We start from the raw sequence: 23,554 nt of genomic DNA, 5'->3' as shown, positions 1-23,554 counted from the left end.
GCCCCGCTCTACCCGCAGGAGCACCGTGGCAACTGGCCGAACTCACCGACCGGCGACCCGTAGCCGAGGGATTCCCGAGGCCACCGTCGCCCGTCTTCCGCTCTACCTCCGCGCCCTCACCGCACTGTCGGAGCGCTCGGTACCCACGGTCTCGTCCGAGGAACTGGCAGCCGCGGCCGGGGTCAACTCCGCGAAGCTCCGTAAGGACTTCTCCTATCTCGGCTCGTACGGCACCCGTGGTGTCGGTTACGACGTCGAGTATCTCGTCTACCAGATCTCCCGCGAACTCGGCCTCACCCAGGACTGGCCGGTTGTGATCGTCGGTATCGGTAACCTCGGCGCCGCCCTCGCCAACTACGGAGGGTTCGCCTCCCGTGGCTTCCGGGTCGCCGCGCTCATAGACGCCGACCCCGCGCTCACCGGCCGTGCGGTCGCGGGCATCCCGGTCCAGCACACCGACGACCTGGAGAAGATCATCCAGGACAACGGCGTGTCGATCGGCGTGATCGCGACCCCCGCGGGCGCGGCCCAGCAGGTGTGCGAGCGGCTCGTCGCCGCCGGCGTCACCTCCATCCTGAACTTCGCGCCGACCGTGCTGTCCGTGCCGGACGGCGTCGACGTGCGCAAGGTGGACCTCTCCATCGAGCTGCAGATCCTCGCCTTCCACGAGCAGCGCAAGGCCGGTGAGGAAGCCGCGTCGGCGCGCGACGACGGCGTCCCGGCCGCCGTCGCGCGCAAGCAGTCCGCCGACAAGGGACCTGACGGGGACGTACCCGCCGTGATGCCGGCATGAGTCTGCTCGTCGTCGGACTGAGTCACCGCAGTGCTCCGGTGAGCGTGCTGGAGCGGGCCGCACTGAGCGCGGACGCCCAGGCCAAGCTGGTGCAGGACACGGTCGCCGCCGAACCGGCCACAGAGGCCTCGGTGCTCGCCACCTGCAACCGCATCGAGCTGTACGCCGACGTGGACAAGTTCCACGCCGGTGTCGCCGAGCTGTCCACGCTGCTCGCCCAGCACAGCGGGGTCGGCCTGGACGAGCTCACGCCGTACCTCTACGTGCACTACGAGGACCGGGCCGTCCACCACCTGTTCTCGGTGGCCTGCGGGCTGGACTCGATGGTCGTCGGCGAGGGGCAGATCCTCGGCCAGATAAAGGACTCGCTGGCCCGCGCGCAGGAACTGCACACCGCCGGACGGCTGCTGAACGACCTGTTCCAGCAGGCGCTGCGGGTCGGCAAGCGCGCCCACACCGAGACCGGCATCGACCGGGCCGGGCAGTCCCTGGTCACCTTCGGCCTGGAGCAGCTGACCTCCGGCGCGGCCGTGGAGAAGTGGGCGCGGGGCAAGCGGGCGCTGGTCATCGGCGCCGGCTCGATGTCCTCGCTGGCCGCCGCGACGCTGGCGCGGGCCGGGGTCGGCGAGATCGTCGTCGCGAACCGCACCTTCGACCGGGCCGAGCGCCTGGCCCAGATCCTGAACCAGGCCGACGACACGGACGTGGTGGCCCGGGCGGTACCGATGGACGCGGTGCGGGCCGAGCTGACACGTGCCGACATCGCGGTCTCCTGCACCGGCGCCACCGGACTGGTGCTGCAGGCGGAGGAGATCGCGGCCGCGGTCGAGGGCCGCACCGGCCGCCCCGCGCACGTCGGGGAGAGCGCCGCGGAGTCCCGTACGACGCCGAGGACGGACGTACGGCAGACGCCGCTGCCGCCCACCTCCGTGGGCGCCGACGAGAACTGCCCCCTTGACCTGACCGCGCCCGGCTTCTCCGTGATGGGTGAGGCCGCCGTGGCCGGCATGGACGCGGCGACGCTGGAGCAGCACGCAGCGTGGGCCGCCGGCAGCGCGGTCGAGCGGCGGGAGGCGGCGCGCAAGGCGCCCGAGGTGACGCCCGAGCTGATCACCGCGCTGGCCGCGACCGTGGCCACCGCCGGCCGGATCGCCGAGCACCGCAAGCCCGAGCCGGTGGCCGAGGTGCCGCGCCCCGAGCCGTCCCTCTTCCTGCTCGACCTCGCGATGCCGCGTGACATCGACGCGGCCGTGCACCGGTTGGCCGGCGTGCGGCTCGTCGACATCGAGTCGCTGGCCGAGGCGTCCGCCGACGCCCCGATGGCGGCCGACGTCGACCAGGTCCGCCATATCGTCTCCGACGAGGTGGCGGCGTTCGGAGCCGCCCTGCGCGCCGCGCACATCACGCCGACCGTGGTCGCGCTGCGGACGATGGCCGCCGACGTCGTGGCGGGTGAGATCGCCCGCCTGGACGGGCGGCTGCCCGGTCTGGACGACAAACAGCGTGGCGAGATCCGGCAGGCCGTGCACCGGGTCGTCGACAAGCTGCTGCACGCGCCGACCGTACGGGTGAAGCAGCTCGCGGCCGAGCCCGGCGGTGCCGGGTACGCGGACGCGCTGCGCACCCTGTTCGACCTCGACCCCGAGACGGTGGCCTCCGTCTCCCGCGCCGAGGAAAGCATGGAGAAGAACGCACAGAACCGAGGGCCGGCATGACTGAGAAGGCACTGAGACTGGGGACGAGGCGGAGCAAGCTCGCCATGGCCCAGTCCCGGCAGGTGGCGGAAGCCGTGAGCCAGGTGACCGGACGGCCTGTCGAGCTCGTCGAGATCACCACGTACGGCGATGTCTCGCGCGAGCACCTCGCGCAGATCGGCGGCACGGGTGTGTTCGTGACCGCGCTGCGCGACGCGCTGCTGCGGGGCGAGGTCGACTTCGCCGTGCACTCGCTGAAGGACCTGCCGACCACGCAGCCCGAGGACCTGGCGCTGGCCGCCGTCCCGCTGCGCGAGGACCCGCGGGACGTGATCGTCGCCCGGGACGCGCTGAAGTTCACCGACCTGCCGCGCGGGGCCCGCATCGGTACGGGTTCGCCGCGCCGGATGGCGCAGCTGAACGCGTTCGCGCGGGGGCACGGGCTGGACATCGAGACGGTGCCGATCCGCGGCAACGTCGACACCCGGATCGGGTACGTCCACAAGGGCGAGCTCGACGCCGTCGTACTGGCCGCCGCCGGACTGCAGCGGATCGGCCGGATCGACGAGGTGACCGACTTCCTGTCGGTCGACACGGTTCTGCCCGCCCCCGGCCAGGGGGCCCTGGCGATCGAGTGCGCCGCGGACAACGCGGACCTGATCGCCGTGCTCGGTGAGCTCGACGACCCGTTCACCCGGGTCGCCGTGACCGCCGAGCGGTCCCTGCTCGCCGCCCTGGAGGCCGGTTGCAGTGCCCCCGTGGGCGCGCTCGCCGACCTGCTGGCCGACGGGCAGATTGTCAAGGAAATGCGCCTGCGGGGCGTCGTCGGCACGACCGACGGCTCTCGCATGGTGCAGCTGTCCACCACCGGTCCCGTGCCCGAAACGCACGACCGGGCAGTGGCACTCGGCCGCGAACTCGCCGCCGAGATGCTCGCCCAGGGCGCGGCCGGTCTGATGGGGGAGCGAGCACAGTGAGCCCCACCACCCTTTCCGCCGCCGGTCCGGAACACGGGCACGTCACCTTTCTCGGTGCCGGACCCGGGGATCCGGGACTGCTGACTCTGCGCGCTGTCGAAGCGCTGGCGCGTGCGGACGTACTCGTCGCCGAGCACGAGGTGCTCGACGTGGTACGTACACACGCCCGGCCGGGCGTCGCCGTCGTGAACACGGAGCCGGGTCCTTCTTCGGACCTCAATCCGGGCTCAGGCACGCCTCAGCTGACGGTTGTTGACGGTACGTCAGCAACGGTCGTCCCCGCGGTGCGGGATGCCGCACATCTTGTCATGGAGGCCGCGCGGGGCGGCAGGCGGGTCGTCCGTGCGGTCTCCGGGGACCCGGGACTTGATACGTACGCCGCCGAGGAAATGCTCGCCTGCGCCGCGGCGGGTGTTCCGTTCGAGGTCGTGCCCGGTGTCGCGGCCGCGGTCGGGGTGCCGGCGTACGCCGGTGTGCCGCTGCGGGACGCGCAGGGGGCGGACGTCCGGTTCGTCGACGCCCGGACCGCCTCCGACCGGTGCTGGACCGAGGTCGGGGTGTCGGACGGGACCGTGGTCGTGTCGACCACGCTCGACTCCGTGGCCGCCGCCGCCGGCGAGCTGGTGTCGGCCGGGCGCAAGCCCGATACCCCGATGGCCGTGACGGTCGCGGGTACCACGACGCGACAGCGGACGTGGAGCGCGACGCTGGGGACCATCGCGCAGACGCTGAAGCAGGCGAAGGTGCTGCCCTCGCCCGAGGGCGGGCGGCCCGTGATAGCCGTGGTCGGAGAGCGTTCCGCCGCGGCTCAGCGCGAGCAGTTGTCGTGGTTCGAGTCCAAGCCGCTGTTCGGCTGGAAGGTGCTCGTGCCGCGGACCAAGGAGCAGGCGGCTTCGCTTTCCGACCAGCTGCGGTCGTACGGGGCCGTGCCGCACGAGGTGCCGACGATCGCCGTCGAGCCGCCGCGGACGCCTCAGCAGATGGAGCGGGCGGTCAAGGGGCTGGTGACCGGGCGGTACGAGTGGATCGCCTTCACCTCGGTGAACGCGGTCAAGGCCGTGCGGGAGAAGTTCGAGGAGTACGGGCTCGATGCCCGGGCCTTCGCGGGGATCAAGGTCGCCGCGGTGGGGGAGCAGACGGCGAAGGCGCTGGTCGCGTTCGGTGTGAAGCCGGATCTGGTGCCCACGGGGGAGCAGTCGGCGGCGGGGCTGTTGGAGGACTGGCCGCCCTACGACCCCGTCTTCGACCCGATCGACCGGGTGTTCCTGCCTCGGGCCGACATCGCCACGGAGACGCTGGTCGCCGGGCTGATCGAGCTCGGGTGGGAGGTCGACGACGTCACGGCCTACCGGACCGTGCGGGCGTCGCCGCCGCCGGCCGAGACGCGGGAGGCGATCAAGGGCGGCGGGTTCGACGCCGTGCTCTTCACGTCGTCCAGCACCGTGCGGAACCTGGTGGGGATCGCCGGTAAGCCGCACAACGTCACGGTGATCGCGTGTATCGGGCCCGCCACGGCCAAGACGGCCGAGGAGCATGGGCTCCGGGTGGATGTGATGGCTCCGGAGCCGTCCGTGCACAAGCTGGCGGAGGCGCTGGCCGACTTCGGGACGCGGCGTCGGGCCGCGGCCCTGGAGGCCGGGGATCCGGTGACGCGGCCCAGTGAGCGGCGGCCGGGGGCTCGGCGGAGGCGCACCACGTAGGGCTGCTGGGTGATTGGGCGCGCCGCCTCTTGGGGTGGCGCGCCGTCATGCCTGCGGCGGCCTGTGCGGGTGGTGCCGGGTTGCTGTAGCGCCTGCAGGCTGTGCGTGGTGCGGGGCCGTGCCGGGGGGTGTCCGTCCTCGGAACGGCGCGGAATCGGTCCCTTACCAACTCACCCGTGCTGACGCGCCAACCGCTGCGGGCGGACACCCCCCGGCACGGCCCCTTCCCGCCGTGGGCGGGTGCGGCGCCGTGTGGGCGGGTGGTTCTTGTCCGGCACGGTCCGTTCCCGTCTTGGGGTGGGTGTGGCGCGGTGTCGGCGGGTGGTTCTTGTCCGGCACGGTCCGTTCCCGTCTTGGGGCGGGTGTGGCGCGGTGTCGGCGGGTGGTTCTTGTCCGACGTCGCGTCGGCAAAGGCGGTCGGGCGGCGGGCGTAGCGTAGAGCGCATGACGAAGTACGGTTCCTTTCCCGGTGCGCGGCCGCGGCGGCTGCGGACTTCTCCCGTCATGCGGCGCATGGTTGCCGAGACTCGGCTGCATCCGGCCGACTTCATCCTGCCCGCGTTCGTGCGGGAGGGGGTGAGTGAGCCGGTGGCCATCGCGGCCATGCCCGGGGTGGTGCAGCACACCCGGGACAGTCTGAAGAAGGCCGCCGCCGAGGCGGTGGCCGCCGGGGTCTCCGGGATCATGCTGTTCGGGGTGCCGGAGGAGTCGAAGAAGGATGCGCTCGGTACGCCGGGGACCGATCCCGACGGCATTCTCCAGGTGGCTCTGCGGGATGTGCGGGCCGAGGTGGGGGACGAGCTGCTCGTGATGTCCGATCTGTGTCTCGACGAGACCACCGATCACGGACACTGCGGTGTGCTGGACGAGTTCGGACGCGTCGACAACGACGCGACCCTTGAGCGGTATGCCGAGATGGCTCAGGTCCAGGCCGACGCCGGGGCCCACGTGGTGGGGCCGAGCGGGATGATGGACGGGCAGATCGGGGTCGTCCGGGACGCGCTGGACCAGATCGGGCGCGAGGACGTGGCCGTGCTGGCCTACACCGTCAAGTACGCGTCGGCCTTCTACGGGCCCTTCCGCGAGGCCGTCGGCTCGTCGTTGCAGGGGGACCGGAAGACGTATCAGCAGGATCCCGCCAACGTCCGGGAGTCGCTGCGGGAGCTGGCCCTCGATCTGGAGGAGGGGGCCGACATGGTGATGGTGAAGCCTGCCGGGCCCTACCTGGACATTCTGGCGCGCGTCGCGGACGCCGTGGACGTGCCGGTCGCCGCGTATCAGATCTCCGGTGAGTACTCGATGATCGAGGCCGCCGCCGAGAAGGGCTGGATCGACCGGGAGCGGGCGATCCTGGAGGCGCTGACCGGTATCAAGCGGGCCGGGGCGCGGAACATCCTCACCTACTGGGCCACCGAGGTGGCCCAGCGGTTGAGCAGGGCCTAGTAGAGAGCGGCGTCCGCCGTCGACTGCCAGTAGGCGACCCGCAGGGAGCTGTCGTAGCAGACGCCCTTGGCCGGCAGGGACGGCGTCGCGGCGGCGCCGCCGGAGCTGTTCGGGGTCCTGCCCTGGAAGGCGACCGTGAGCCGGCTGCCGGTGCTGCCGTCGCCGCTGCCGTCGGCCGCGGCGAGCGGGACGCCAAGCCCGCGGAGAGGACTTCGGCACCTCCCGGTGCTTCCGCGCGACGCCGAGCGCCGGCGGTACCGGTGGTGGCGCCCAGGAGGCGGATGCCGAGCCGCCGCTGAACGTGGCGGTACGGCCGTACACCTGGGAAGGCCCCTGCTCGCAGCACTACTTGATCGACCGGCCGGCCGGTGAGGGCGGGCCGCCGCCGGTGGAGAAGGACGCGCCGGCCTGGGTCTCGGCGTACGGCGCGGTGTCGGCGGGGGAGCAGCTGGTGACGCTGACCGTGCAGGGCGCGGGGGCGGAGACGGTGGTCCTGGACGGGCTGAAGGCCGGGTGGTCGGCAAGGACACCCCGCTCGCGTGGAACGACCACACGATGGGCGTCGGCTGCGGCGGAGACGTGCCGATGCGGCCGTTCACCGTGGCCCTCGACGGGGCGCGGCCCCAGGTGGTGGCCGGGGCCGGGCAGCGGGACTTCCCGCTCAAGGTGAGCGAGTCGGACCCGGAGGTCCTGCGGATCACCGCCGACGCCTCGTACGACGTGCGGTGGTACCTGGAGCTGACCTGGACCAGCGGGAACCGGCAGGGCACGCTGGTCGTCGACGACGGCGGCAAGCCGCTCCGCACGAGTGGCGACAACGGGCGTCCGGGGTACCAGTTCCCGCCGGCGCCGAGAAGTTGGGACACGGCCGTGACGGGCTGGGCGCCCGGCGGCGTCAGTCGACCGGCCAGGTGTGGGCCGGGGCGTTGAGATGCATGTAGTCGATGTAGAGCTCTGTCATCCGGCGCAGGGCCTCGTGACGGCCGGCGGCGGAGGCCGTCATCCGGTGGAACATCTCCTTCTGCCAGAGGGCGCCGTTGCGGGCGGTGACGCACCGCTGCTCGATGATGCCGAGCAGGGGCTCGCGCCAGGCGTCGTCCATGCCGGAGAGCTCCAGGCCGCGGTGGGCGAGGGGAAGCAGCCGCCGCAGGACGAGTTCGGTCACCGGCACCTCGCCCATCCCGGGCCAGTACAGCCGTGCGTCGATGCCGTGCCGGGCCGCCGTGTGCAGGTTCTCCTCGGCGGCCGCGAAGGACATCCGGGACCACACGGGCGGTTCCTCCTCCACCAGGGCACGGGTGAGGCCGTAGTAGAACGCGCCGTTGGCGAGGGTGTCGGCGACGGTGGGGCCGGCGGGCAGCACCCGGTTCTCCACCCGCACGTGCGGCTTGTCGTGGGCGATGGCGTAGACCGGACGGTTCCAGCGGTAGACGGTGCCGTTGTGCAGGGTGAGCTCGCCGAGGTCGGGGATGTCGCCCTGCTCCAGCGTCTCCAGCGGGTCCTGGTCCTCGCACAGGGGCAGCAGGGCGGGGAAGTAGCGCAGGTTCTCCTCGAAGAGGTCGAAGACGCTGTTGATCCACCGCTCGCCGAACCACACCCGGGGGCGTACCCCCTGCACCTTGATCTCCTGCGGACGGGTGTCGGTCGCCTGCTCGAACAGGGGGATACGGGTCTCGTGCCACAGCTCCTTGCCGAACAGGAACGGCGCGTTGGCAGCCAGCGCGACCTGGATGCCGGAGATGGCCTGCGCAGCGTTCCAGTAGCCGGGGAACTCCTCCGGCGAGACCTGGAGGTGGAACTGGGTGCTGGTGCACGCGGCTTCCGGAGTGATTGTGTCGGCGTACGTCCGCAGCCGGTCGACGCCGTCGACCTCGATCCGCAGGTCCTCGCCCCGGGCCGCGAAGACCTGGTCGTTGAGCAACCGGTAGCGCGGGTTCTCGGACAGCGCGCGCTCACCGGCGTGCTCCTGCTGGAGCGTGGGGAGGATGCCGATCATGATCAGATGAGCGCCGACCGACCTGGCGCGTTCATCGGCGTGGTTGAGCGCGGCGCGGACCTCGGTCTCCCAGGAGTCCGGGCCGCCCTCGGTCAGACGGCGGGGCGGAACGTTGATCTCCAGATTGAAGCGGCCCAGCTCGGTGGACCACGCGGGATCCGCGATCGCCTCCAGTACGTCGCTGTTGCGCATCGCCGGCTCGGCGTCGTCGTCCACCAGGTTCAGCTCGATCTCCAGCCCGACCTGCGGACGCTCCGACTCGAACCGCGCCTCGCGGAGCATCACGGCGAACGCATCGAGGCACTGCTGCACCTTGATCCGGTACCGGCGGCGGTCCTCACGGGTGAAGACGACCGCCGGGACATCTCGTCCCATCGACCCTCCCGAGTTCCCTCGGTCACGTGCTGTATCCAGCGTCGCACCAGGTGCGGGAGATGTCAGCGCCAGCCGAAAAGGCGGTCCACGACCACGGAGAACTCCTCCAGGGTGAGTACGGAGTCCCCGTTCTGGTCGGCCGCGTCGAACAGCGCGGAGGAGGCGTCGGCGTCCCGCACGCCCCAGAACGGCAGCACGCCCGAGGCGGCCAGCGTCGGTCCCTTGGTCCGCAGGGCGGTGATGACCTCCTCGCGGGTCAGCGTGCCGTTCCGGTCCAGGTCAAGCGCCTCGAACAGCTTCCTGGCCTTGTCGCTCATCATGTCGCCCCGTTCTCGTGCCGGATGTGGCTCAGTCCCACCAGAAGGACCAGAATTCCCGGTCGATGAGTTGCTCGGCGTAAGCATCCGAGGCGGGGAAGCCGCTCCGGTCGACGTGGTCCGGGCAGAAGGCGTAGTGCTCGGCCGCCACCGCCCGCGCCGCGTCGGGGGTGGTGGGCGGTGCCGCGACGGAGACGATCAGCTGGTCGAAGGTGAGCGCGACGACGCGTATGCCGAAGCGGTCCTCCCAGGAGCGGAGCACCGCGCAGAGGCGGGCCACGTCGTCCTCGTGGTTCACGGGGCCCGACCAGCCGATCGCCGCCGCGATGTCCGCGCTGCGGCGGGCGGGGACCAGAGCGAGGCGGGGCTCCTTGAGCCAGGTCCCGTCCGTCAGCAGGTGCTCGGCGAGGTCCGTGGCCACTGCGTCGGGGTCGGGGACGGCGGGTTCGGGCTCGGGTGCCAGGCCCGGCCAGTCGTCGTCCGCCTGGTCCTCCCAGTACTCGGCCAGCACCTCCTCCGGGTCGTGATCCCCGGGGTACGAGGTCTCGTCGGGCACCAGCTCCCAGCGCTCGGGACCGCCCTGGCTGCCGCCGACGTCGATGAGGAGCGGGAGGAGCCCCGCGGCGCGGGCCTTGCCGAACGCCGCCCAGTCACCCGGGGCCGCGGCCGTGTCCGCGTGCCAGAGGAGGGTGCCGATCAGCCTGCCGGGCGGGAGGTCGAGACCGAGGGCGCGACCGGTGGGGTCGGCGGCGAGCTTCGGCAGCGCGTTCGGGAGGGTGGCCATCGGTCAGCGACTCCCCCGGCTCGACGTGAACCACTGAAGCGCTCGGGTGCTCATTGCTCTCCTGGCAGGCGATCCAGCAGGCCCACGGAATCCTGAGGCGGTCAGGGACTGCGTCCGCAGCATCGCATATGTGTGCGCCCCGCTGCCGCGTGTTTGAAGCGCACGACAGCGGCACCGAAGTGCCGCGTGCCGCCGCAACGTGGTGGTGCGAGTCCGGGACGGGACAGGTCTCAGAGACGCTCAGGCGTCCTGATGCCCAGCAGGGCCATGCCCTGGTGGAGGGTGCGGGCCGTGATGTCGCAGAGGAACAGGCGGTTCTCGATCTGTGCCGGGCTCTCCGCCTTCAGGACCGGGCACTTGTCGTAGAACGACGTGTACAGCGACGCCAGTTGGTACAGGTACGCCGTCATCTTGTGCGGGGCGTACTCCGTGGCCGCCTCCGCCACCGTCTCCGCGAACGCGTCCACGTGCAGGCCGAGTGCGCGCTCCGCCTCGTGGAGGGCCAGCTCCGGGTGGGGCTGCGGGCGGGTCTCGCCGGCCTTGCGCAGGATCGACCGGATACGGGCGTACGCGTACTGGAGGTAGACCGAGGTGTCGCCGTTCAGCGAGACCATCTGGTCCAGGTCGAACTTGTAGTCACGGTTCGCCGAGGTGGACAGGTCGGCGTACTTCACCGCGCCGATGCCCACCTGGGCGCCGCGCTCGGCGATCTCCTCCTCGGAGAGCTGGTCCTGGGTGTCCTTCTCCCGCACCACCGCCGTGGCGCGGTCGATCGCCTCGTCCAGGAGGTCGACCAGGCGGACCGTCTCGCCCTCACGGGTCTTGAAGGGCTTGCCGTCCTTGCCGAGGACCGTGCCGAAGGCCAGCTGGTACGCCTTCACGTCCTCGTCGTTCAGCCAGCCGGCCTTGCGGGCCGTCTCGAAGACCATCTTGAAGTGCAGGGACTGCCGGGCGTCCACGACGTAGAGCAGGCTGTTCGCCTTCAGGTTGAAGACGCGGTCGCGCACCGCGGAGAGGTCGGTCGCCGCGTAGCCGTAGCCGCCGTCCGACTTCTGCACGATCAGCGGGACCGGGTTGCCGTCCGGGCCCTTGATGTCGTCGAAGAAGACGCAGAGAGCCCCTTCGGAGCGGACCGCCACGCCCGACTCCTCCAGAAGGCGGCAGGTCTCCGCGAGCATGTCGTTGTAGCCGGACTCGCCGATGATGTCCGGGTCGCGGACCTCCATGTCCAGCTTCTCGAAGACCGAGAAGAAGTAGATCTTCGACTCGTCCACGAACTTCTGCCACATGGCGAGCGTGTGCGGGTCGCCGGCCTGGAGGTCGACGACGCGGCGGCGCGCCCTCGTCTTGAACTCCTCGTCGGAGTCGAACAGTTTGCGGGCGGACTTGTAGAGGCGGTCGAGGTTCGACATCGCCTCCTCGCCGCTGACCTCGGAGGCCTCGTGGTCCAGCTCGTGCGGGTGCTCGTCGAGGTACTGGATGAGCATGCCGAACTGGGTGCCCCAGTCACCGATGTGGTGCCTGCGGACGACGTTCTCGCCGGTGAACTCCAGCAGCTGGACGACCGCGTCGCCGATCACCGCGGAGCGCAGGTGACCGACGTGCATCTCCTTGGCCACGTTCGGCTGGGCGTAGTCGATGACCGTCGTGCCGGGCGCGTCCGCGTAGGGGACACCGAGGCGCGCGGTGTCCGCGTACCGAGCGGCCAGGATCTCCGTGATCGCCTTGTCGGTGATCGTGATGTTGAGGAAGCCGGGGCCGGAGACCTCGATTTCCTTGATCACGTCGCCGGTGGGGATCTGTGCGACGACCTGGGCGGCCAGCTCGCGCGGGTTGGCCTTGGCCTTCTTGGCGAGCGCCAGGATCCCGTTGGCCTGGAAGTCGGCCCTGTCGCTGCGTCGGAGCAGGGGGTCCGCGTCCGTCTCCGGCAGGGCGGCGGAGACGGCGGAGGTGAGCTGCTGTTCGACGGAGGCGCTGAGGGACGTGACCGAGGCCATGGAGTGGGTGCCGTTCTCCTCGTGGGTTCAGATAGACACGGTCAGTATCCCATGGGGGGTGAAGCGGTTTTTCGGCCGCGAGCGGTGGGGGCTGATCGGGCCCACGCGGCGGAGCCGCACAGAGGTACGGTCCCGCGCCCCTGGAGAGGCGGCTCCGCCGCCTAGACTGGGGGCGCAGCCGCTTTGACCGTACCGGCTGCCCGACGCAGAAAGAAGGACGTGCCGATCGTGGCTCTGAGCACCGAGACCACCGACTGGGTCTCCCGTTTCGCGGATGAGGTCATCGAGGAGTCGGAGCGTCGGGCCCCGGGCAAACCCGTTGTCGTCGCGTCCGGGCTCTCGCCCTCCGGCCCCATCCACCTGGGGAACCTGCGGGAGGTCATGACCCCGCACCTCGTGGCCGACGAGATCCGGCGGCGGGGACTGGAGGTCCGGCATCTGATCTCGTGGGACGACTACGACCGGTACCGGAAGGTGCCCGCCGGTGTCACCGGGGTCGACGAGTCCTGGGGCGAGCACATCGGCAAGCCGCTGACCTCCGTGCCGGCGCCCGCCGGCTCGCCGCACGCGAACTGGGCCGAGCACTTCAAGGCGGCCATGGTCGAGGCGCTGGGCGAGCTGGGCGTCGAGTTCGACGGGATCAGCCAGACCGAGCAGTACACCTCCGGGGTGTACCGCGAGCAGATCCTGCACGCCATGCGGCACCGCGGCGACATCGACGCCGTGCTCGCGCAGTACCGGACCAAGCCCAAGGGCGGGAAGAAGCCGCAGCAGAAGCCCGTCGACGAGGCCGAGATCGAGGCCACGGAGGGGTCCGGGGCGGCGAACGAGGACGACGGCAGCTCCGGCTCCGCCGGGTACTTCCCGTACAAGCCCTACTGCGGCAACTGCGAGAAGGACCTCACCACCGTCACCTCCTACGACGACAACACCACCGAGCTGACGTATGCCTGCACGAACTGCGGCTTCTCCGAGACCGTCCGGCTGAACGAGTTCAACCGAGGCAAGCTGGTCTGGAAGGTCGACTGGCCGATGCGGTGGGCCTTCGAGGGCGTCGTCTTCGAGCCCAGCGGTGTCGACCACTCATCCCCGGGGTCCAGCTTCCAGGTGGGCGGCCAGATCGTCGGGATCTTCGGCGGCAAGCAGCCGATCGGCCCGATGTACGCGTTCGTCGGGATCTCCGGGATGGCGAAGATGTCGTCCTCCCGGGGCGGGGTGCCCACTCCGGCCGACGCGCTGGAGATCATGGAGCCGCAGCTGCTGCGCTGGCTGTACGCCCGGCGCAGGCCCAACCAGTCGTTCAAGATCGCCTTCGACCAGGAGATCCAGCGGCTGTACGACGAGTGGGACAAGCTCGGCGCCAAGGTGGCCGACGGCTCCGCGCTGCCGGCCGACATCGCCGCGCACTCACGCGCGGTGCGCACGGCCGCCGGTGAGCTGCCCGCGACCCCGCGGCCGATGCCGTACCGGACCCTCGCGTCCGTCGCCGACATCACCGCCGGGCACGCGGACCAGGCGCTGCGGATCCTGAGCGAACTGGAGCCCGACAAGCCCCTCGGCTCGCTCGACGAGGTGCGGCCGCGCTACGACAAGGCCGAGGCGTGGATCAACACGCAGGTCCCCGCCGACCAGCGGACCATCGTGCGCGAGGAGCCCGACGCCGAGCTGCTCAAGTCGCTCGACGAGCCGTCCCAGCAGTCGGTGCGGCTGCTGCTCGACGGACTGGCCGAGCACTGGTCGCTCAACGGGCTGACCCACCTGGTCTACGGCGTGCCCAAGGTCCAGGCCGGGTTCTCCGCCGACGCCACGCCGAAGGAGCTGCCGCCGGAGATCAAGACCGCGCAGCGGACGTTCTTCGCGCTCCTGTACCACCTGCTGGTGGGCCGGGACACCGGGCCGCGACTGCCCACCCTGCTGCTGGCGGTGGGCCAGGAGCGGGTGCGGCGCCTGCTCGGGGAGTAGTGACGGCGCTTCCATGACGATGGGGGCGCCCGGCGATCGCCGGGCGCCCCCATCGTCGTACGCGGATCAGGTCGTCGTACGGGATCAGGCGATGTGGTCTTCCTGCAGCTCCGCGGTGTGGCGGTTGGTGAAGCGGTTGACCATGCGCTCGGCCTCGCGCTGCGGGAGCGTGGTGCCGTAGGTGGCCTCCACGTCGTCCCGGAACTGGCCGGAGGTCGGGTAGCTGCCGTCGATCGACTTCTTGAAGACCAGGTAGTAGTCCTCTTCGGTCAGGTCAGGCTGCGGGGTGCCGCCGCCCTCGCCGAGTTCGCGGGTGCGGCCCGGGCCGACCGGGATGGGGAACGTGCCGGTGTCCTCAGGGGAGGGCTCGGCGGGCGGCGGGGGCTCCTCGTACTGCTGCTGGTACTGCTCGGCCCGCTGCTGTTCCTCGTACCACTGGGCGTACGCGGCCTCCGGGTCGTACGTGGGGTCGTAGCCGCCGTGGTACTCGATGGACTGCGGGTCGCGGGCGTGCAGCCACTGGTTCTGGGACTCGCTGTGGTCGAGCTGATCCGCGTCCGGGTGGCCGTCGCCCCGGGGGCGCTGCTCGCCGTGAGGTGGCGCCGGGTTCACCTGTGCCGCCCCGGCGGCGCGACTGCTCGCGGCCGTGTCGGCGGGCTCCAGGGCGGGCTGCGGCGCCGGGGGTATCAGGGCCGGTTCGATGCCCGCCGCCGCCAGGCCCGCCGGGGCCGTGTCCGCGAGCGGGACGCCGTACTTGGCCAGGCGCAGCGGCATCAGGGCCTCCACCGGGGCCTTGCGGCGCCAGGCGCGGCCGTAGCGGGAGCGAAGGCGGGCCTGGTAGACGAGGCGCTCCTGCTCCAGCTTGATCACCTGCTCGTAGGAGCGGAGCTCCCACAGCTTCATGCGGCGCCAGAGCAGGAAGGTCGGGACCGGGGAGAGCAGCCAGCGGGTGAGGCGCACGCCCTCCATGTGCTTGTCGGCCGTGATGTCCGCGATCCGGCCGATCGCGTGCCGGGCCGCCTCCACCGAGACCACGAACAGGATCGGGATGACGCCGTGCATGCCGACGCCCAGCGGGTCCGGCCAGGCCGCCGCGCCGTTGAAGGCGATCGTCGCCGCCGTCAGCAGCCAGGCCGTCTGGCGGAGCAGCGGGAAGGGGATGCGGATCCAGGTGAGGAGCAGATCCAGGGCGAGCAGGACGCAGATACCCGCGTCGATGCCTATCGGGAAGACATAACTGAAGTCCCCGAAGCCCTTCTTCAGGGCGAGAGTGCGTACGGCTGCGTACGACCCCGCGAAACCGATGCCCGCGATGATCACGGCACCGAAGACGACCACGCCGATGAGAACGCGGTGCATCCGTGTCAGCTGTAGTGGCGCGGCCACCCGTATTCCCCTCCCACTGCGTGTTGTTGCGCGCCCAACAGGGTGGCACATGCGTACGGGCAACAGGTGGCCGGACCGTGTACGTCAGCCCATCCGTGACTCTTCCGGTGGCTTCCGGTGATCCTCCGGAGTCCCCCGGTCAGCTCTTCTTCGTCGGCGACTTGGTCGAACTGCTCGACTTCGAGGGCGACTTGGACGGAGACCGCGGACTGTCCGGGGCCGCCGAGGTGTCCGCCCCGTTCGCCTTCGTGACCGCGGCCACCGCCTCCTTGGCCGCCTTCCGCGCCGCCTTCATCAGGTCGTCGGCGTCGGGCGACTTCTCGCCGGCCAGGCCCGCGCCGTTGTAGTCGACGGTGACGACGACGTTCTCGACGCGCGTCACGACCGTCTGCTGCTTGAAGGCGCCTTCCTTCTTCTTCAGGTCGTAGCGCACGGCCGCCGCCTGGTCGCCGGTGCCGGTGACCTGCTCGGTCTTGGTGTTCTTGGCGCCCTCTACCGCCTTGGCGTCGGCGACCTGCTTCTCGTAGTACTCCTGCGCCCGCTGCTCGCCGGCGCCGCGCGTCGCGTCGGACTCGAAGCGCAACAGCGAGACGTTCAGCCAGCGGAACTGGGAGCCCTTGACGCCGTTGTTGTCGAGGCTGTCCCAGGAGCAGCCGGCCCGGACCGAAACATCGTCCGAGTTGCCTTCCTTGCCCGACTTGCCCGCCTCCGGGACCAGTTCCTCCAGTGTCTTCTTCGACAGCACCGAGCAGGGCTCGGGCAGCTTCGCGTACGCCGCCGCCTCCACGGTGGGCGAGAGGCTCGCGGACGCGCCCGCCGGGCTCTCGGACGCCTGCTTGGCGTCGGCTCCGGAGCCGGAGTCCGAGGAGCAGCCGGCGGCGATCAGCATCACGGGGACGGCCGCCGCGCCGGCAAGGACGCGGTTGATGCGGCTGGGTCGCTGCTTACGCTGCTCGGCTCGCTGTGCTCGTCGCTGCATGGTTCCTTCACTCAATGACGCTCGGGTTACGGGTCCGAGGGGTCACGGTACGCGGTGAGGGAACTGTGCGGACTCGGTTCAGCCGCTTCACGCGGGGCGCGAAGAAGCGCTACTCGGCGAGCGAGCCAGCCAGCTGCGCGGCCAGTTTCCGGGCCCTGTCCTGCATTTCCTCGCTGTCCGGGACGACTCCGACGGTCGCCGGCTGCTCCTCGTACTCGATGGTCACGATGACGTTGGACGTGCGGAACGCCACAGTCACCGTGCGCTGCTTGGCCGTCGAACCGGAGCTGTTCAGCTCGTCGTCGAGGAAGGCCTCGTCCGCGAGGTCGTCGAGTACGCGGGGCTGGAGGGCGGTCGGCGTGGCCGTCGGGCCCGACGTGCCGCCGGGGGTGCCGGAGGGAGTGCCCGAGGCGGTGCCGGACGGGGTTCCGGCGGGGCTCGGGGCGCCGCTCCCGGACGGAGCGCCCGTGCCGGAGGGAGACTGCTTCCCGGAGGGGGACCGCGTGCCGGTGGGGGAGAGCGTCTCCGTCGCCGTCGGCTCCGGCAGGTCCGCCGCCGTCCGGCTGGTCGCGAACAGCTCCCGCGCCTGGTCGTCGTCGCTCACCGCGTTGTCGTACGACACCACTCGCTCGAAGTCGACGAACAGGTGGTCCGTCGCGGAGGCGGACTCGACCTTCCAACGGCAGCCGACCTTGCGGTCGTTGTCGTAGGTGAGCGTGGGCTCGCCCTCGTAGGCCTGCTCGCGCTGCTCCTCGTCGGCGATCTGCCGGATGCCGGGGAGGAGGGAGTCGAGGGTGTCCTTGCCGACCGCGCCGCAGGGGTCGGGGAGGTTGCGGTAACGGCCGGGCTCGGCGGCCGCCGTCGCCGTACCGGCGCTGTCGGAGTTGGAGCTGTCGGTGGTGTCGCCGCCCTCGGAACCCCCGGTGCAGCCGGCCAGCAGGGCCGCGAGGACCGCGGCGACGCCGGATACGTACGCCTTCCGCTGCACGGTCAGGCTCCTCTCGCTGGTTAATCGCTTGCCGTCGCCGGTCTCCCCCTGGAGACAATGTGTATCGCACGCACTGCCGTGAACGCCGGTCCGTTGTCCTTTACGTCGACCTTGGCGACGGTTTTGCGTTTCGCGGCTTCTGAAATCTTCCGGGGGAATGAGGGCGATATGTCGTACGTAGAGATGCCGGGCGCGAAGGTACCCATCCGTATGTGGACCGACCCCGCCACGGTCGAGGAGGGGGCGCTCCAGCAGTTGCGGAACGTGGCGACCCTGCCCTGGATCAAGGGGCTCGCGGTCATGCCGGACGTGCACTACGGCAAGGGCGCGACGGTCGGCTCGGTCATCGCGATGCGCGGCGCCGTCTGCCCGGCCGCGGTCGGCGTCGACATCGGCTGCGGCATGTCGGCGGTGCGGACGTCCCTGACGGCGAACGACCTGCCGGGGGACCTGGCGCGGCTGCGGTCGAAGATCGAGGCGACGATTCCGGTGGGCCGGGGCATGCACGACAGCCCCGTCGAGCCGGGACGCTTCCACGGGCTCGCCACCGCCGGGTGGGACGACTTCTGGGCGCGGTTCGGGGGCGTGGCCGAGGCGGTGAAGTTCCGTGAGGAGCGGGCCGTCAAGCAGATGGGGACGCTGGGCGGTGGGAACCACTTTGTGGAAATATGCGTGGATTCCACCGGTGCGGTGTGGCTGATGCTGCACTCGGGGTCCCGCAACATCGGCAAGGAGCTCGCCGAGCACCACATCGGCGTCGCCCAGAAACTCCCGCACAACCAGGGCCTGGTCGACCGCGACCTCGCCGTCTTCGTCGCGGACACCCCGCAGATGGCGGCGTACCGCAACGACCTGTTCTGGGCGCAGGAGTACGCCAAGTACAACCGCACGATCATGATAGCGCTCCTGAAGGACGTGGTCCGCAAGGAGTTCAAGAAGGCGAAGCCCACGTTCGAGCGGGAGATCTCCTGCCACCACAACTACGTGGCGGAGGAGCGGTACGAGGGCATGGACCTGCTCGTGACCCGCAAGGGCGCGATCCGGGCCGGGTCCGGCGAGTACGGGATCATCCCGGGCTCGATGGGCACGGGTTCGTACATCGTGAAGGGCCTCGGCAACGACAAGTCCTTCAACTCGGCCTCGCACGGCGCCGGCCGGCGGATGAGCCGCAACGCCGCGAAGCGGCGCTTCTCCACCAAGGACCTGGAGGAGCAGACGCGGGGCGTGGAGTGCCGTAAGGACTCCGGCGTGGTGGACGAGATCCCGGGTGCCTACAAGCCGATCGAGCAGGTCATCGACCAGCAGCGGGACCTGGTGGAGGTCGTCGCCAAGCTGAAGCAGGTCGTCTGCGTGAAGGGCTGACCCGGGCTCAGCGCTCCCGGTGCAGCTTCGTGTTGGAGGCCTGGGCTCGGGGGCGGACCACCAGGAGGTCGATGTTGACGTGGCTGGGGCGGGTGACCGCCCAGGTGATGGTGTCGGCCACGTCGTCGGCGGTCAGTGGGGCGGGGACGCCCTCGTAGACCTTGGCCGCCCGCTCCTCGTCGCCGCCGAAGCGGGTCAGGGCGAACTCCTCGGTCCTGACCAGGCCGGGGGCGACCTCGATGACCCGGACGGGCTCGCCGAGGATCTCCAGGCGGAGGGTTTCGGCGAGTACGTGGGCGCCGTGCTTGGCGGCGACGTAGCCGGCGCCGCCCTCGTAGGTGCCGTGGCCGGCCGTGGAGGAGACCACGACCACGGTGCCGTCGCCGCTCGCGATCAGCTTGGGGAGCAGGGCCTGGGTCAGGTTGAGGGTGCCGAGGACGTTCGTCTCGTACATCTGCCGCCAGTCCGCCGGGTCGCCGGTGGCCACCGGGTCCAGGCCCAGGGCTCCGCCCGCGTTGTTGACCAGCACGGCGATCGTCTTGAAGGCGGTCGCGAACTCGTCCACCGCCGTGCGGTCCGTGACGTCCAGGGTGTAGGCGGTGGCCTGGCCGCCGGCCGCGATGATCTCCTCGGCCAGTGCTTCGACGCGGTCCTTGCGGCGGGCGGTGAGGACTACTCGGTAGCCCGCGGTCGCCAGTTGCCGGGCCGTTGCGGCTCCGATTCCGCTGCTCGCGCCGGTGACTACTGCGATGCGGGACGGGGCCATGGGGGGTCTCCTCGGCGGGGGCGGGGGCGGTGGGGGCCGGGTGTGGCCTTGTGGGTCAAGGATATGCGTCGTGGTGGTGCGGATCGGGGGTGGCTGCGGGTGGGTGAGGGGTGTTCGCGCAGTTCCCCGCGCCCCTGAGGGGGTGGGCGGAGTGGGGTGGCTGATGGCCGGTGGGGTGTTCGCGCAGTTCCCCGCGCCCCTGGAGGGCGCGGAGGTCCCCGCGCCCCTGGAGGGCGCGGAGGTCCCCGTGCCCCTGAAGGGTGGGTCAGTTCCCTCGGGGGGTCCACATGATGACCGCCATGCCGGCCAGGCAGATCAGGGCGCCTGTGATGTCCCAGCGGTCGGGGCGGTAGCCGTCCGCGACCATGCCCCACGCGATCGAACCGGCGACGAAGATGCCGCCGTACGCGGCGAGGATGCGGCCGAAGTGGGCGTCCGGCTGGAAGGTGGCGACGAAGCCGTAGGCGCCGAGGGCGAGCACGCCGCCGGTGATCCAGAGCCAGCCGCGCTGTTCCCGCCAGCCCTGCCAGACCAGCCAGGCGCCGCCGATCTCGAACAGGGCGGCCACGAGGAAGAGGGCGGCGGAGCGCAGGACGAGCATGACGGCAGCTTCGCATGCCTCGGTCGGAGGGCGGCAGCGGCGTCCGGGGTGCCTGGCTCACGGCGGCGCGGCCGGTGCCGTCTCCCCCCTGCGCTCGCCGCGTACGCCGTGGGTGTCGTGCCCACGGTGCTGGTGAAGTCCCGTACCAGGTGGGCCTGGTCCGCGTAGCCGAGGTCGGCGGCGAGGGCCGCCCAGTCGACGTCGTGCCGGGTGCCGGCGAGTTCCAGTGCCTCGTGGATGCGGTGGCGGAGGATCACCCACTTCGGGCCGACCCCGGCGTACTCCGAGAAGAGCCGTTGCAGCGCCCGTACCGACAGGCCCTGCGCGCGGGCGAAGTCCCGCACCCGGCGCACGGTGCGGTCGGCGCGGATGCGCTGGACGAGGTCCATGGCGAGGTCGGCCTGGGAGTCCGGCGCGGGGGCGAGGGCGCGCAGGAAGGCGTCGAGCGCGGCCCGCCGGGTCTCGTCCTCCGTGGGCGTCACAACGAGAACGACAACGACGACAACGACGACGACAACGACGACGAGGCGGCGGCGGTGGTCGTGGAGGAGCTCATCCGTACCGTCGCCGAGCCGGCGCCGACGCCACCGGCACCGGACGCCCCGCCGTTCGAGCGGCTGCTCGCGCAGACCGGGCGGGATCCGCGGTGGGCGTCTCCTGGTGGGCTGAGTACGGGTGCGCGGGCACAGGGGGAATAGGGAGCCGGGGGTCGGAGTTCTCCAGGTATAGTTGAAGCATCAACAACTTGGAGGATGAGCGACCATGCAGTTCGGGATCTTCAGCGTCGGGGACGTCACACCCGATCCGACCACGGGCCGTACGCCGACCGAGCGCGAGCGGATCAAGGCCATGGTCGCCATCGCTCTGAAGGCCGAGGAGGTCGGCCTGGACGTCTTCGCGACCGGCGAGCACCACAACCCGCCGTTCGTGCCCTCGTCGCCGACGACCATGCTCGGCTACATCGCGGCGCGCACGGAGCGGCTGGTCCTGTCCACCTCGACCACGCTGATCACCACCAACGACCCGGTGAAGATCGCCGAGGACTTCGCGATGCTCCAGCACCTGGCCGACGGCCGGGTGGACCTGATGATGGGGCGCGGCAACACCGGCCCGGTCTACCCCTGGTTCGGACAGGACATCCGGCAGGGCATCAACCTCGCCATCGAGAACTACGCCCTGCTGCACCGGCTGTGGCGCGAGGACGTCGTGAACTGGGAGGGCAAGTTCCGCACGCCGCTCCAGGGGTTCACCTCGACGCCGCGCCCGCTGGACGGCGTACCGCCCTTCGTCTGGCACGGCTCCATCCGCTCGCCGGAGATCGCGGAACAGGCCGCCTACTACGGCGACGGCTTCTTCCACAACAACATCTTCTGGCCGGCCGAGCACACCAAGCGGATGGTCGAGCTGTACCGGACCCGGTACGCCCACTACGGGCACGGCACGCCCGAGCAGGCGATCGTCGGGCTCGGCGGTCAGGTGTTCATGCGGAAGAACTCGCAGGACGCGGTGCGCGAGTTCCGGCCGTACTTCGACAACGCGCCGGTCTACGGGCACGGGCCGTCGCTGGAGGACTTCACCGAGCAGACCCCGCTCACCGTGGGCTCGCCGCAGCAGGTGATCGAGAGGACGCTGAGCTTCCGCGAGTACGCCGGTGACTACCAGCGCCAGCTGTTCCTGATGGACCACGCCGGCCTGCCGCTCAAGACCGTGCTGGAGCAGCTCGACCTGCTGGGCGAGGAGGTCGTGCCGGTGCTGCGCGAGGAGTTCGCCAAGGGGCGCCCGGCGAACGTGCCGGATGCTCCCGTCCACGCGTCGCTGCTCAAGGCGCAGGAAGGCGCCGGGGAAGGTTCCGAGGAAGGGGTGAGCGCGGCATGAAGCTCGTCGTCGTCTCGGCGGGGCTGAGTGTGCCGTCGTCCACACGGCTGCTGGGCGACCGGCTGGCCGTGGCCGCGGAGCGGCAGGCGCCGGCCGACGCGCCCGTCGAGGTACAGGTCGTGGAGTTGCGCGAGCTCGCCGTCGAGATCGCGCACAACTTCACCAACGGGTTCGCCGGCCGGGCCCTGTCCGCCGCGATCGACGCGGTGACCGGGGCGGACGGGCTGATCGTGGTCACGCCGGTGTTCGCGGCGTCGTACAGCGGGCTCTTCAAGTCGTTCTTCGACGTGATCGACCCCGAGGCGCTGGCGGGCAAGCCGGTGCTGGTCGCGGCGACCGGTGGCACGGCCCGCCACTCGCTGGTGCTGGAGCACGCGCTGCGCCCGCTCTTCGCCTATCTCAAGGCCGTCGTCGTTCCGACCGGTGTGTACGCCGCCTCGGAGGACTGGGGTGCCGAGGGGCTGGACGGGCGTATCGAGCGGGCGGCGGGGGAGCTGGTCCGCCTGGTGACGGGGCTGTCGCTGGGCAGGCCGGTACCGGCGGGCGCCTCCGTGGGCGCTTCGGCCGGTGCGGCCGGTGGCGGCTTCGAGGGGTTCGAGGTGGTTCCGTTCGAGCAGCAGCTCGCCGCGCTGCGGCCGGCCGGGTAGCGCGTGCGCGCCGAGGGGGTGCCCCCGGGGGGGCGTGCCCGCCAGGGCCGCTTCGGCCGAGGGCGTGCCCGTAGAGGGCGTTTCGGGCGGGTGAGAGGCCAGTAAGAGGATCAGGTGCCGCTCGCCCGCCCGGTCGTACGACCGCCCCGCTTTGCCACACTGGACGGGTGCCCCAGACAGTTCTGCTCGCCGAGGACGACCGCGCCATCCGCAACGCCCTGGAACGGGCCCTGACCCTGGAGGGCTACCGGGTCACCGCGGTCGCCGACGGCGTGGAGGCGCTGGCGCAGGCCCATCGCACGCCGCCGGACGCGCTGGTGCTGGACGTGATGATGCCGGGGATCGACGGTCTCCAGGTCTGCCGGGTGCTGCGGGCCGAGGGGGACCGCACGCCGATCCTGATGCTGACGGCGCTCGTGGAGACGGCCGACCGGATCGCGGGGCTGGACGCGGGCGCCGACGACTATGTCGTGAAGCCGTTCGACGTCGAGGAGGTCTTCGCGCGGTTGCGGGCCCTGCTGCGGCGTACGGCGAACGGGGCCGTCGACGCACCGGAGCGGGTGCCGCCGCCCGCGCGGCATCTGGAGGCGGCAGGGCTGCGGATGGATCCGCAGGCGCGGCGGGCCTGGCGCGGTCAGCGCGAGCTGGAGCTGACGCGCACCGAGTTCGAGCTGCTGGAGCTGCTGGTGCGCAACGAGGGCATCGTGCTCGACCACTCCACGATCTACGACCGGATCTGGGGCTACGACTTCGGGCCGGGGTCGAAGAACCTCGCCGTGTACGTCGGCTATCTGCGCCGGAAACTGGACGAGCCGGGGGCACCGCAGCTGATCCACACCGTGCGCGGGGTGGGTTACGTGCTGCGGGAGGACTGAGTGGCGCGGCTGCGGGGGGTCGGTTCCAGGGCCAAAG

The 23,554-nt window shown here is 71.1% G+C and carries 21 protein-coding genes and 1 pseudogene; 11 read left to right on the top strand and 11 right to left on the bottom strand.

Annotated features, from left to right (window positions below):
- The first annotated feature begins 25 nt into the window (after positions 1-25).
- The 5 genes from ACFV6X_RS15480 to hemB all read left to right on the top strand — a co-directional run bounded on the left by ACFV6X_RS15480 (position 26) and on the right by hemB (position 6,607).
- Positions 26-793, top strand: a complete 768-nt coding sequence (locus ACFV6X_RS15480) for a redox-sensing transcriptional repressor Rex (RefSeq protein WP_385383036.1) — start codon at positions 26-28, stop codon at positions 791-793.
- Positions 790-2,508 carry a glutamyl-tRNA reductase gene (locus ACFV6X_RS15475; protein WP_385383034.1) on the top strand — a complete coding sequence of 573 codons (1,719 nt, stop codon included), beginning with the start codon at positions 790-792 and terminating at the stop codon, positions 2,506-2,508. The genes ACFV6X_RS15480 and ACFV6X_RS15475 overlap by 4 nt, the downstream gene beginning before the upstream one ends.
- Positions 2,505-3,464, top strand: coding sequence for a hydroxymethylbilane synthase (hemC, locus tag ACFV6X_RS15470; RefSeq protein WP_385383032.1), 960 nt, complete (start codon positions 2,505-2,507; stop codon positions 3,462-3,464). The genes ACFV6X_RS15475 and hemC overlap by 4 nt, the downstream gene beginning before the upstream one ends.
- On the top strand, positions 3,461-5,164 hold the full coding sequence (locus tag ACFV6X_RS15465) for a uroporphyrinogen-III synthase (protein WP_385383029.1): 1,704 nt from the start codon (positions 3,461-3,463) through the stop codon (positions 5,162-5,164). The genes hemC and ACFV6X_RS15465 overlap by 4 nt, the downstream gene beginning before the upstream one ends.
- A 444-nt stretch (positions 5,165-5,608) precedes the next feature.
- Entirely contained in the window at positions 5,609-6,607 is a 999-nt protein-coding gene (hemB, locus tag ACFV6X_RS15460) for a porphobilinogen synthase (protein WP_385383026.1), read from the top strand.
- 345 nt (positions 6,608-6,952) lie between these two features.
- On the opposite strand, the gene ACFV6X_RS15455 is transcribed toward hemB, so the two are convergent.
- Positions 6,953-7,159: a hypothetical protein gene (locus ACFV6X_RS15455; RefSeq protein ID WP_385383023.1), complete on the bottom strand. Its 207-nt coding sequence runs from the start codon at positions 7,157-7,159 to the stop codon at positions 6,953-6,955.
- 33 nt (positions 7,160-7,192) lie between these two features.
- Between ACFV6X_RS15455 and ACFV6X_RS15450 the strand changes: the two genes are divergently transcribed.
- Entirely contained in the window at positions 7,193-7,537 is a 345-nt protein-coding gene (locus ACFV6X_RS15450) for a hypothetical protein (protein ID WP_385383020.1), read from the top strand.
- On the opposite strand, the gene ACFV6X_RS15445 is transcribed toward ACFV6X_RS15450, so the two are convergent.
- The 4 genes from ACFV6X_RS15445 to argS form a co-directional block, all read right to left on the bottom strand.
- Positions 7,503-8,978, bottom strand: a complete 1,476-nt coding sequence (locus tag ACFV6X_RS15445) for a glutamate--cysteine ligase (protein WP_385383017.1) — start codon at positions 8,976-8,978, stop codon at positions 7,503-7,505. The two genes, ACFV6X_RS15450 and ACFV6X_RS15445, sit on opposite strands and share 35 nt — an antisense overlap.
- 62 nt (positions 8,979-9,040) lie before the next feature.
- Complete coding sequence (locus tag ACFV6X_RS15440; RefSeq protein ID WP_365459493.1) at positions 9,041-9,295, bottom strand: EF-hand domain-containing protein; 255 nt, start codon at positions 9,293-9,295, stop codon at positions 9,041-9,043.
- Positions 9,296-9,326: 31 nt separating this feature from the next.
- Positions 9,327-10,079, bottom strand: coding sequence for a DUF4253 domain-containing protein (locus ACFV6X_RS15435; protein ID WP_385383014.1), 753 nt, complete (start codon positions 10,077-10,079; stop codon positions 9,327-9,329).
- 230 nt (positions 10,080-10,309) lie between these two features.
- The gene (argS, locus tag ACFV6X_RS15430) at positions 10,310-12,076 is read right to left on the bottom strand and encodes an arginine--tRNA ligase (RefSeq protein ID WP_385383011.1); all 1,767 of its coding nucleotides are present in this window, start codon (positions 12,074-12,076) and stop codon (positions 10,310-10,312) included.
- Positions 12,077-12,295: 219 nt separating this feature from the next.
- On the opposite strand from argS, the gene lysS reads away from it, so the two are divergent.
- On the top strand, positions 12,296-14,038 hold the full coding sequence (lysS, locus tag ACFV6X_RS15425) for a lysine--tRNA ligase (RefSeq protein ID WP_385383008.1): 1,743 nt from the start codon (positions 12,296-12,298) through the stop codon (positions 14,036-14,038).
- 84 nt (positions 14,039-14,122) lie between these two features.
- On the opposite strand, the gene ACFV6X_RS15420 is transcribed toward lysS, so the two are convergent.
- From ACFV6X_RS15420 to ACFV6X_RS15410, 3 genes are all read right to left on the bottom strand, one after another.
- Entirely contained in the window at positions 14,123-15,424 is a 1,302-nt protein-coding gene (locus ACFV6X_RS15420; RefSeq protein ID WP_385383005.1) for a DUF2637 domain-containing protein, read from the bottom strand.
- A gap of 139 nt (positions 15,425-15,563) precedes the next feature.
- Positions 15,564-16,403 (bottom strand): DUF3558 family protein, encoded by an 840-nt coding sequence (locus tag ACFV6X_RS15415; RefSeq protein ID WP_385383002.1) that lies wholly within the window; start codon positions 16,401-16,403, stop codon positions 15,564-15,566.
- Between the two features lie 109 nt (positions 16,404-16,512).
- The gene (locus ACFV6X_RS15410) at positions 16,513-17,391 is read right to left on the bottom strand and encodes a DUF3558 domain-containing protein (protein WP_385382999.1); all 879 of its coding nucleotides are present in this window, start codon (positions 17,389-17,391) and stop codon (positions 16,513-16,515) included.
- A 168-nt stretch (positions 17,392-17,559) separates the two neighbouring features.
- Here ACFV6X_RS15410 and ACFV6X_RS15405 point away from each other — a divergent pair, with 168 nt between their 5' ends.
- Entirely contained in the window at positions 17,560-18,753 is a 1,194-nt protein-coding gene (locus tag ACFV6X_RS15405) for an RtcB family protein (protein WP_385382996.1), read from the top strand.
- 7 nt (positions 18,754-18,760) lie between these two features.
- On the opposite strand, the gene ACFV6X_RS15400 is transcribed toward ACFV6X_RS15405, so the two are convergent.
- The 3 genes and pseudogenes from ACFV6X_RS15400 to ACFV6X_RS15390 all read right to left on the bottom strand — a co-directional run.
- On the bottom strand, positions 18,761-19,519 hold the full coding sequence (locus tag ACFV6X_RS15400; RefSeq protein WP_385382993.1) for an SDR family NAD(P)-dependent oxidoreductase: 759 nt from the start codon (positions 19,517-19,519) through the stop codon (positions 18,761-18,763).
- Between the two features lie 265 nt (positions 19,520-19,784).
- A complete protein-coding gene (locus tag ACFV6X_RS15395; protein ID WP_365446664.1) occupies positions 19,785-20,120 on the bottom strand; it encodes a YnfA family protein in 336 nt (111 codons plus the stop codon).
- A gap of 98 nt (positions 20,121-20,218) precedes the next feature.
- Positions 20,219-20,581, bottom strand: a pseudogene (locus tag ACFV6X_RS15390) (helix-turn-helix domain-containing protein); the annotation flags it as partial.
- A 301-nt stretch (positions 20,582-20,882) separates the two neighbouring features.
- On the opposite strand from ACFV6X_RS15390, the gene ACFV6X_RS15385 reads away from it, so the two are divergent.
- The 3 genes from ACFV6X_RS15385 to ACFV6X_RS15375 all read left to right on the top strand — a co-directional run bounded on the left by ACFV6X_RS15385 (position 20,883) and on the right by ACFV6X_RS15375 (position 23,517).
- Complete coding sequence (locus ACFV6X_RS15385; protein ID WP_385382990.1) at positions 20,883-21,995, top strand: LLM class flavin-dependent oxidoreductase; 1,113 nt, start codon at positions 20,883-20,885, stop codon at positions 21,993-21,995.
- Positions 21,992-22,642, top strand: coding sequence for an FMN reductase (locus ACFV6X_RS15380; protein ID WP_385382987.1), 651 nt, complete (start codon positions 21,992-21,994; stop codon positions 22,640-22,642). Before ACFV6X_RS15385 ends, ACFV6X_RS15380 begins: the two co-directional genes overlap by 4 nt.
- Before the next feature lie 167 nt (positions 22,643-22,809).
- Complete coding sequence (locus ACFV6X_RS15375; protein WP_385382985.1) at positions 22,810-23,517, top strand: response regulator transcription factor; 708 nt, start codon at positions 22,810-22,812, stop codon at positions 23,515-23,517.
- Positions 23,518-23,554 lie beyond the last annotated feature (37 nt).

Source organism: Streptomyces sp. NPDC059861 (genome assembly GCF_042731435.1).
GTDB lineage: Bacteria > Actinomycetota > Actinomycetes > Streptomycetales > Streptomycetaceae > Streptomyces.
Note: the sequence above shows the minus strand (reverse complement) of the source record. Positions and strands in the feature narration are given on the sequence as shown.

Coding starts and splice junctions, on each gene's coding strand:
- ACFV6X_RS15450 (WP_385383020.1), top strand. CDS start 7,193: ATGCGGCCGTTCACCGTGGCCCTCGACGGGGCGCGGCCCCAGGTGGTG.
- ACFV6X_RS15475 (WP_385383034.1), top strand. CDS start 790: ATGAGTCTGCTCGTCGTCGGACTGAGTCACCGCAGTGCTCCGGTGAGC.
- ACFV6X_RS15435 (WP_385383014.1), bottom strand. CDS start 10,079: ATGGCCACCCTCCCGAACGCGCTGCCGAAGCTCGCCGCCGACCCCACC.
- ACFV6X_RS15400 (WP_385382993.1), bottom strand. CDS start 19,519: ATGGCCCCGTCCCGCATCGCAGTAGTCACCGGCGCGAGCAGCGGAATC.
- ACFV6X_RS15440 (WP_365459493.1), bottom strand. CDS start 9,295: ATGAGCGACAAGGCCAGGAAGCTGTTCGAGGCGCTTGACCTGGACCGG.
- ACFV6X_RS15380 (WP_385382987.1), top strand. CDS start 21,992: ATGAAGCTCGTCGTCGTCTCGGCGGGGCTGAGTGTGCCGTCGTCCACA.
- hemB (WP_385383026.1), top strand. CDS start 5,609: ATGACGAAGTACGGTTCCTTTCCCGGTGCGCGGCCGCGGCGGCTGCGG.
- ACFV6X_RS15385 (WP_385382990.1), top strand. CDS start 20,883: ATGCAGTTCGGGATCTTCAGCGTCGGGGACGTCACACCCGATCCGACC.
- ACFV6X_RS15395 (WP_365446664.1), bottom strand. CDS start 20,120: ATGCTCGTCCTGCGCTCCGCCGCCCTCTTCCTCGTGGCCGCCCTGTTC.
- ACFV6X_RS15405 (WP_385382996.1), top strand. CDS start 17,560: ATGTCGTACGTAGAGATGCCGGGCGCGAAGGTACCCATCCGTATGTGG.
- hemC (WP_385383032.1), top strand. CDS start 2,505: ATGACTGAGAAGGCACTGAGACTGGGGACGAGGCGGAGCAAGCTCGCC.
- ACFV6X_RS15415 (WP_385383002.1), bottom strand. CDS start 16,403: ATGCAGCGACGAGCACAGCGAGCCGAGCAGCGTAAGCAGCGACCCAGC.
- argS (WP_385383011.1), bottom strand. CDS start 12,076: ATGGCCTCGGTCACGTCCCTCAGCGCCTCCGTCGAACAGCAGCTCACC.
- ACFV6X_RS15445 (WP_385383017.1), bottom strand. CDS start 8,978: ATGGGACGAGATGTCCCGGCGGTCGTCTTCACCCGTGAGGACCGCCGC.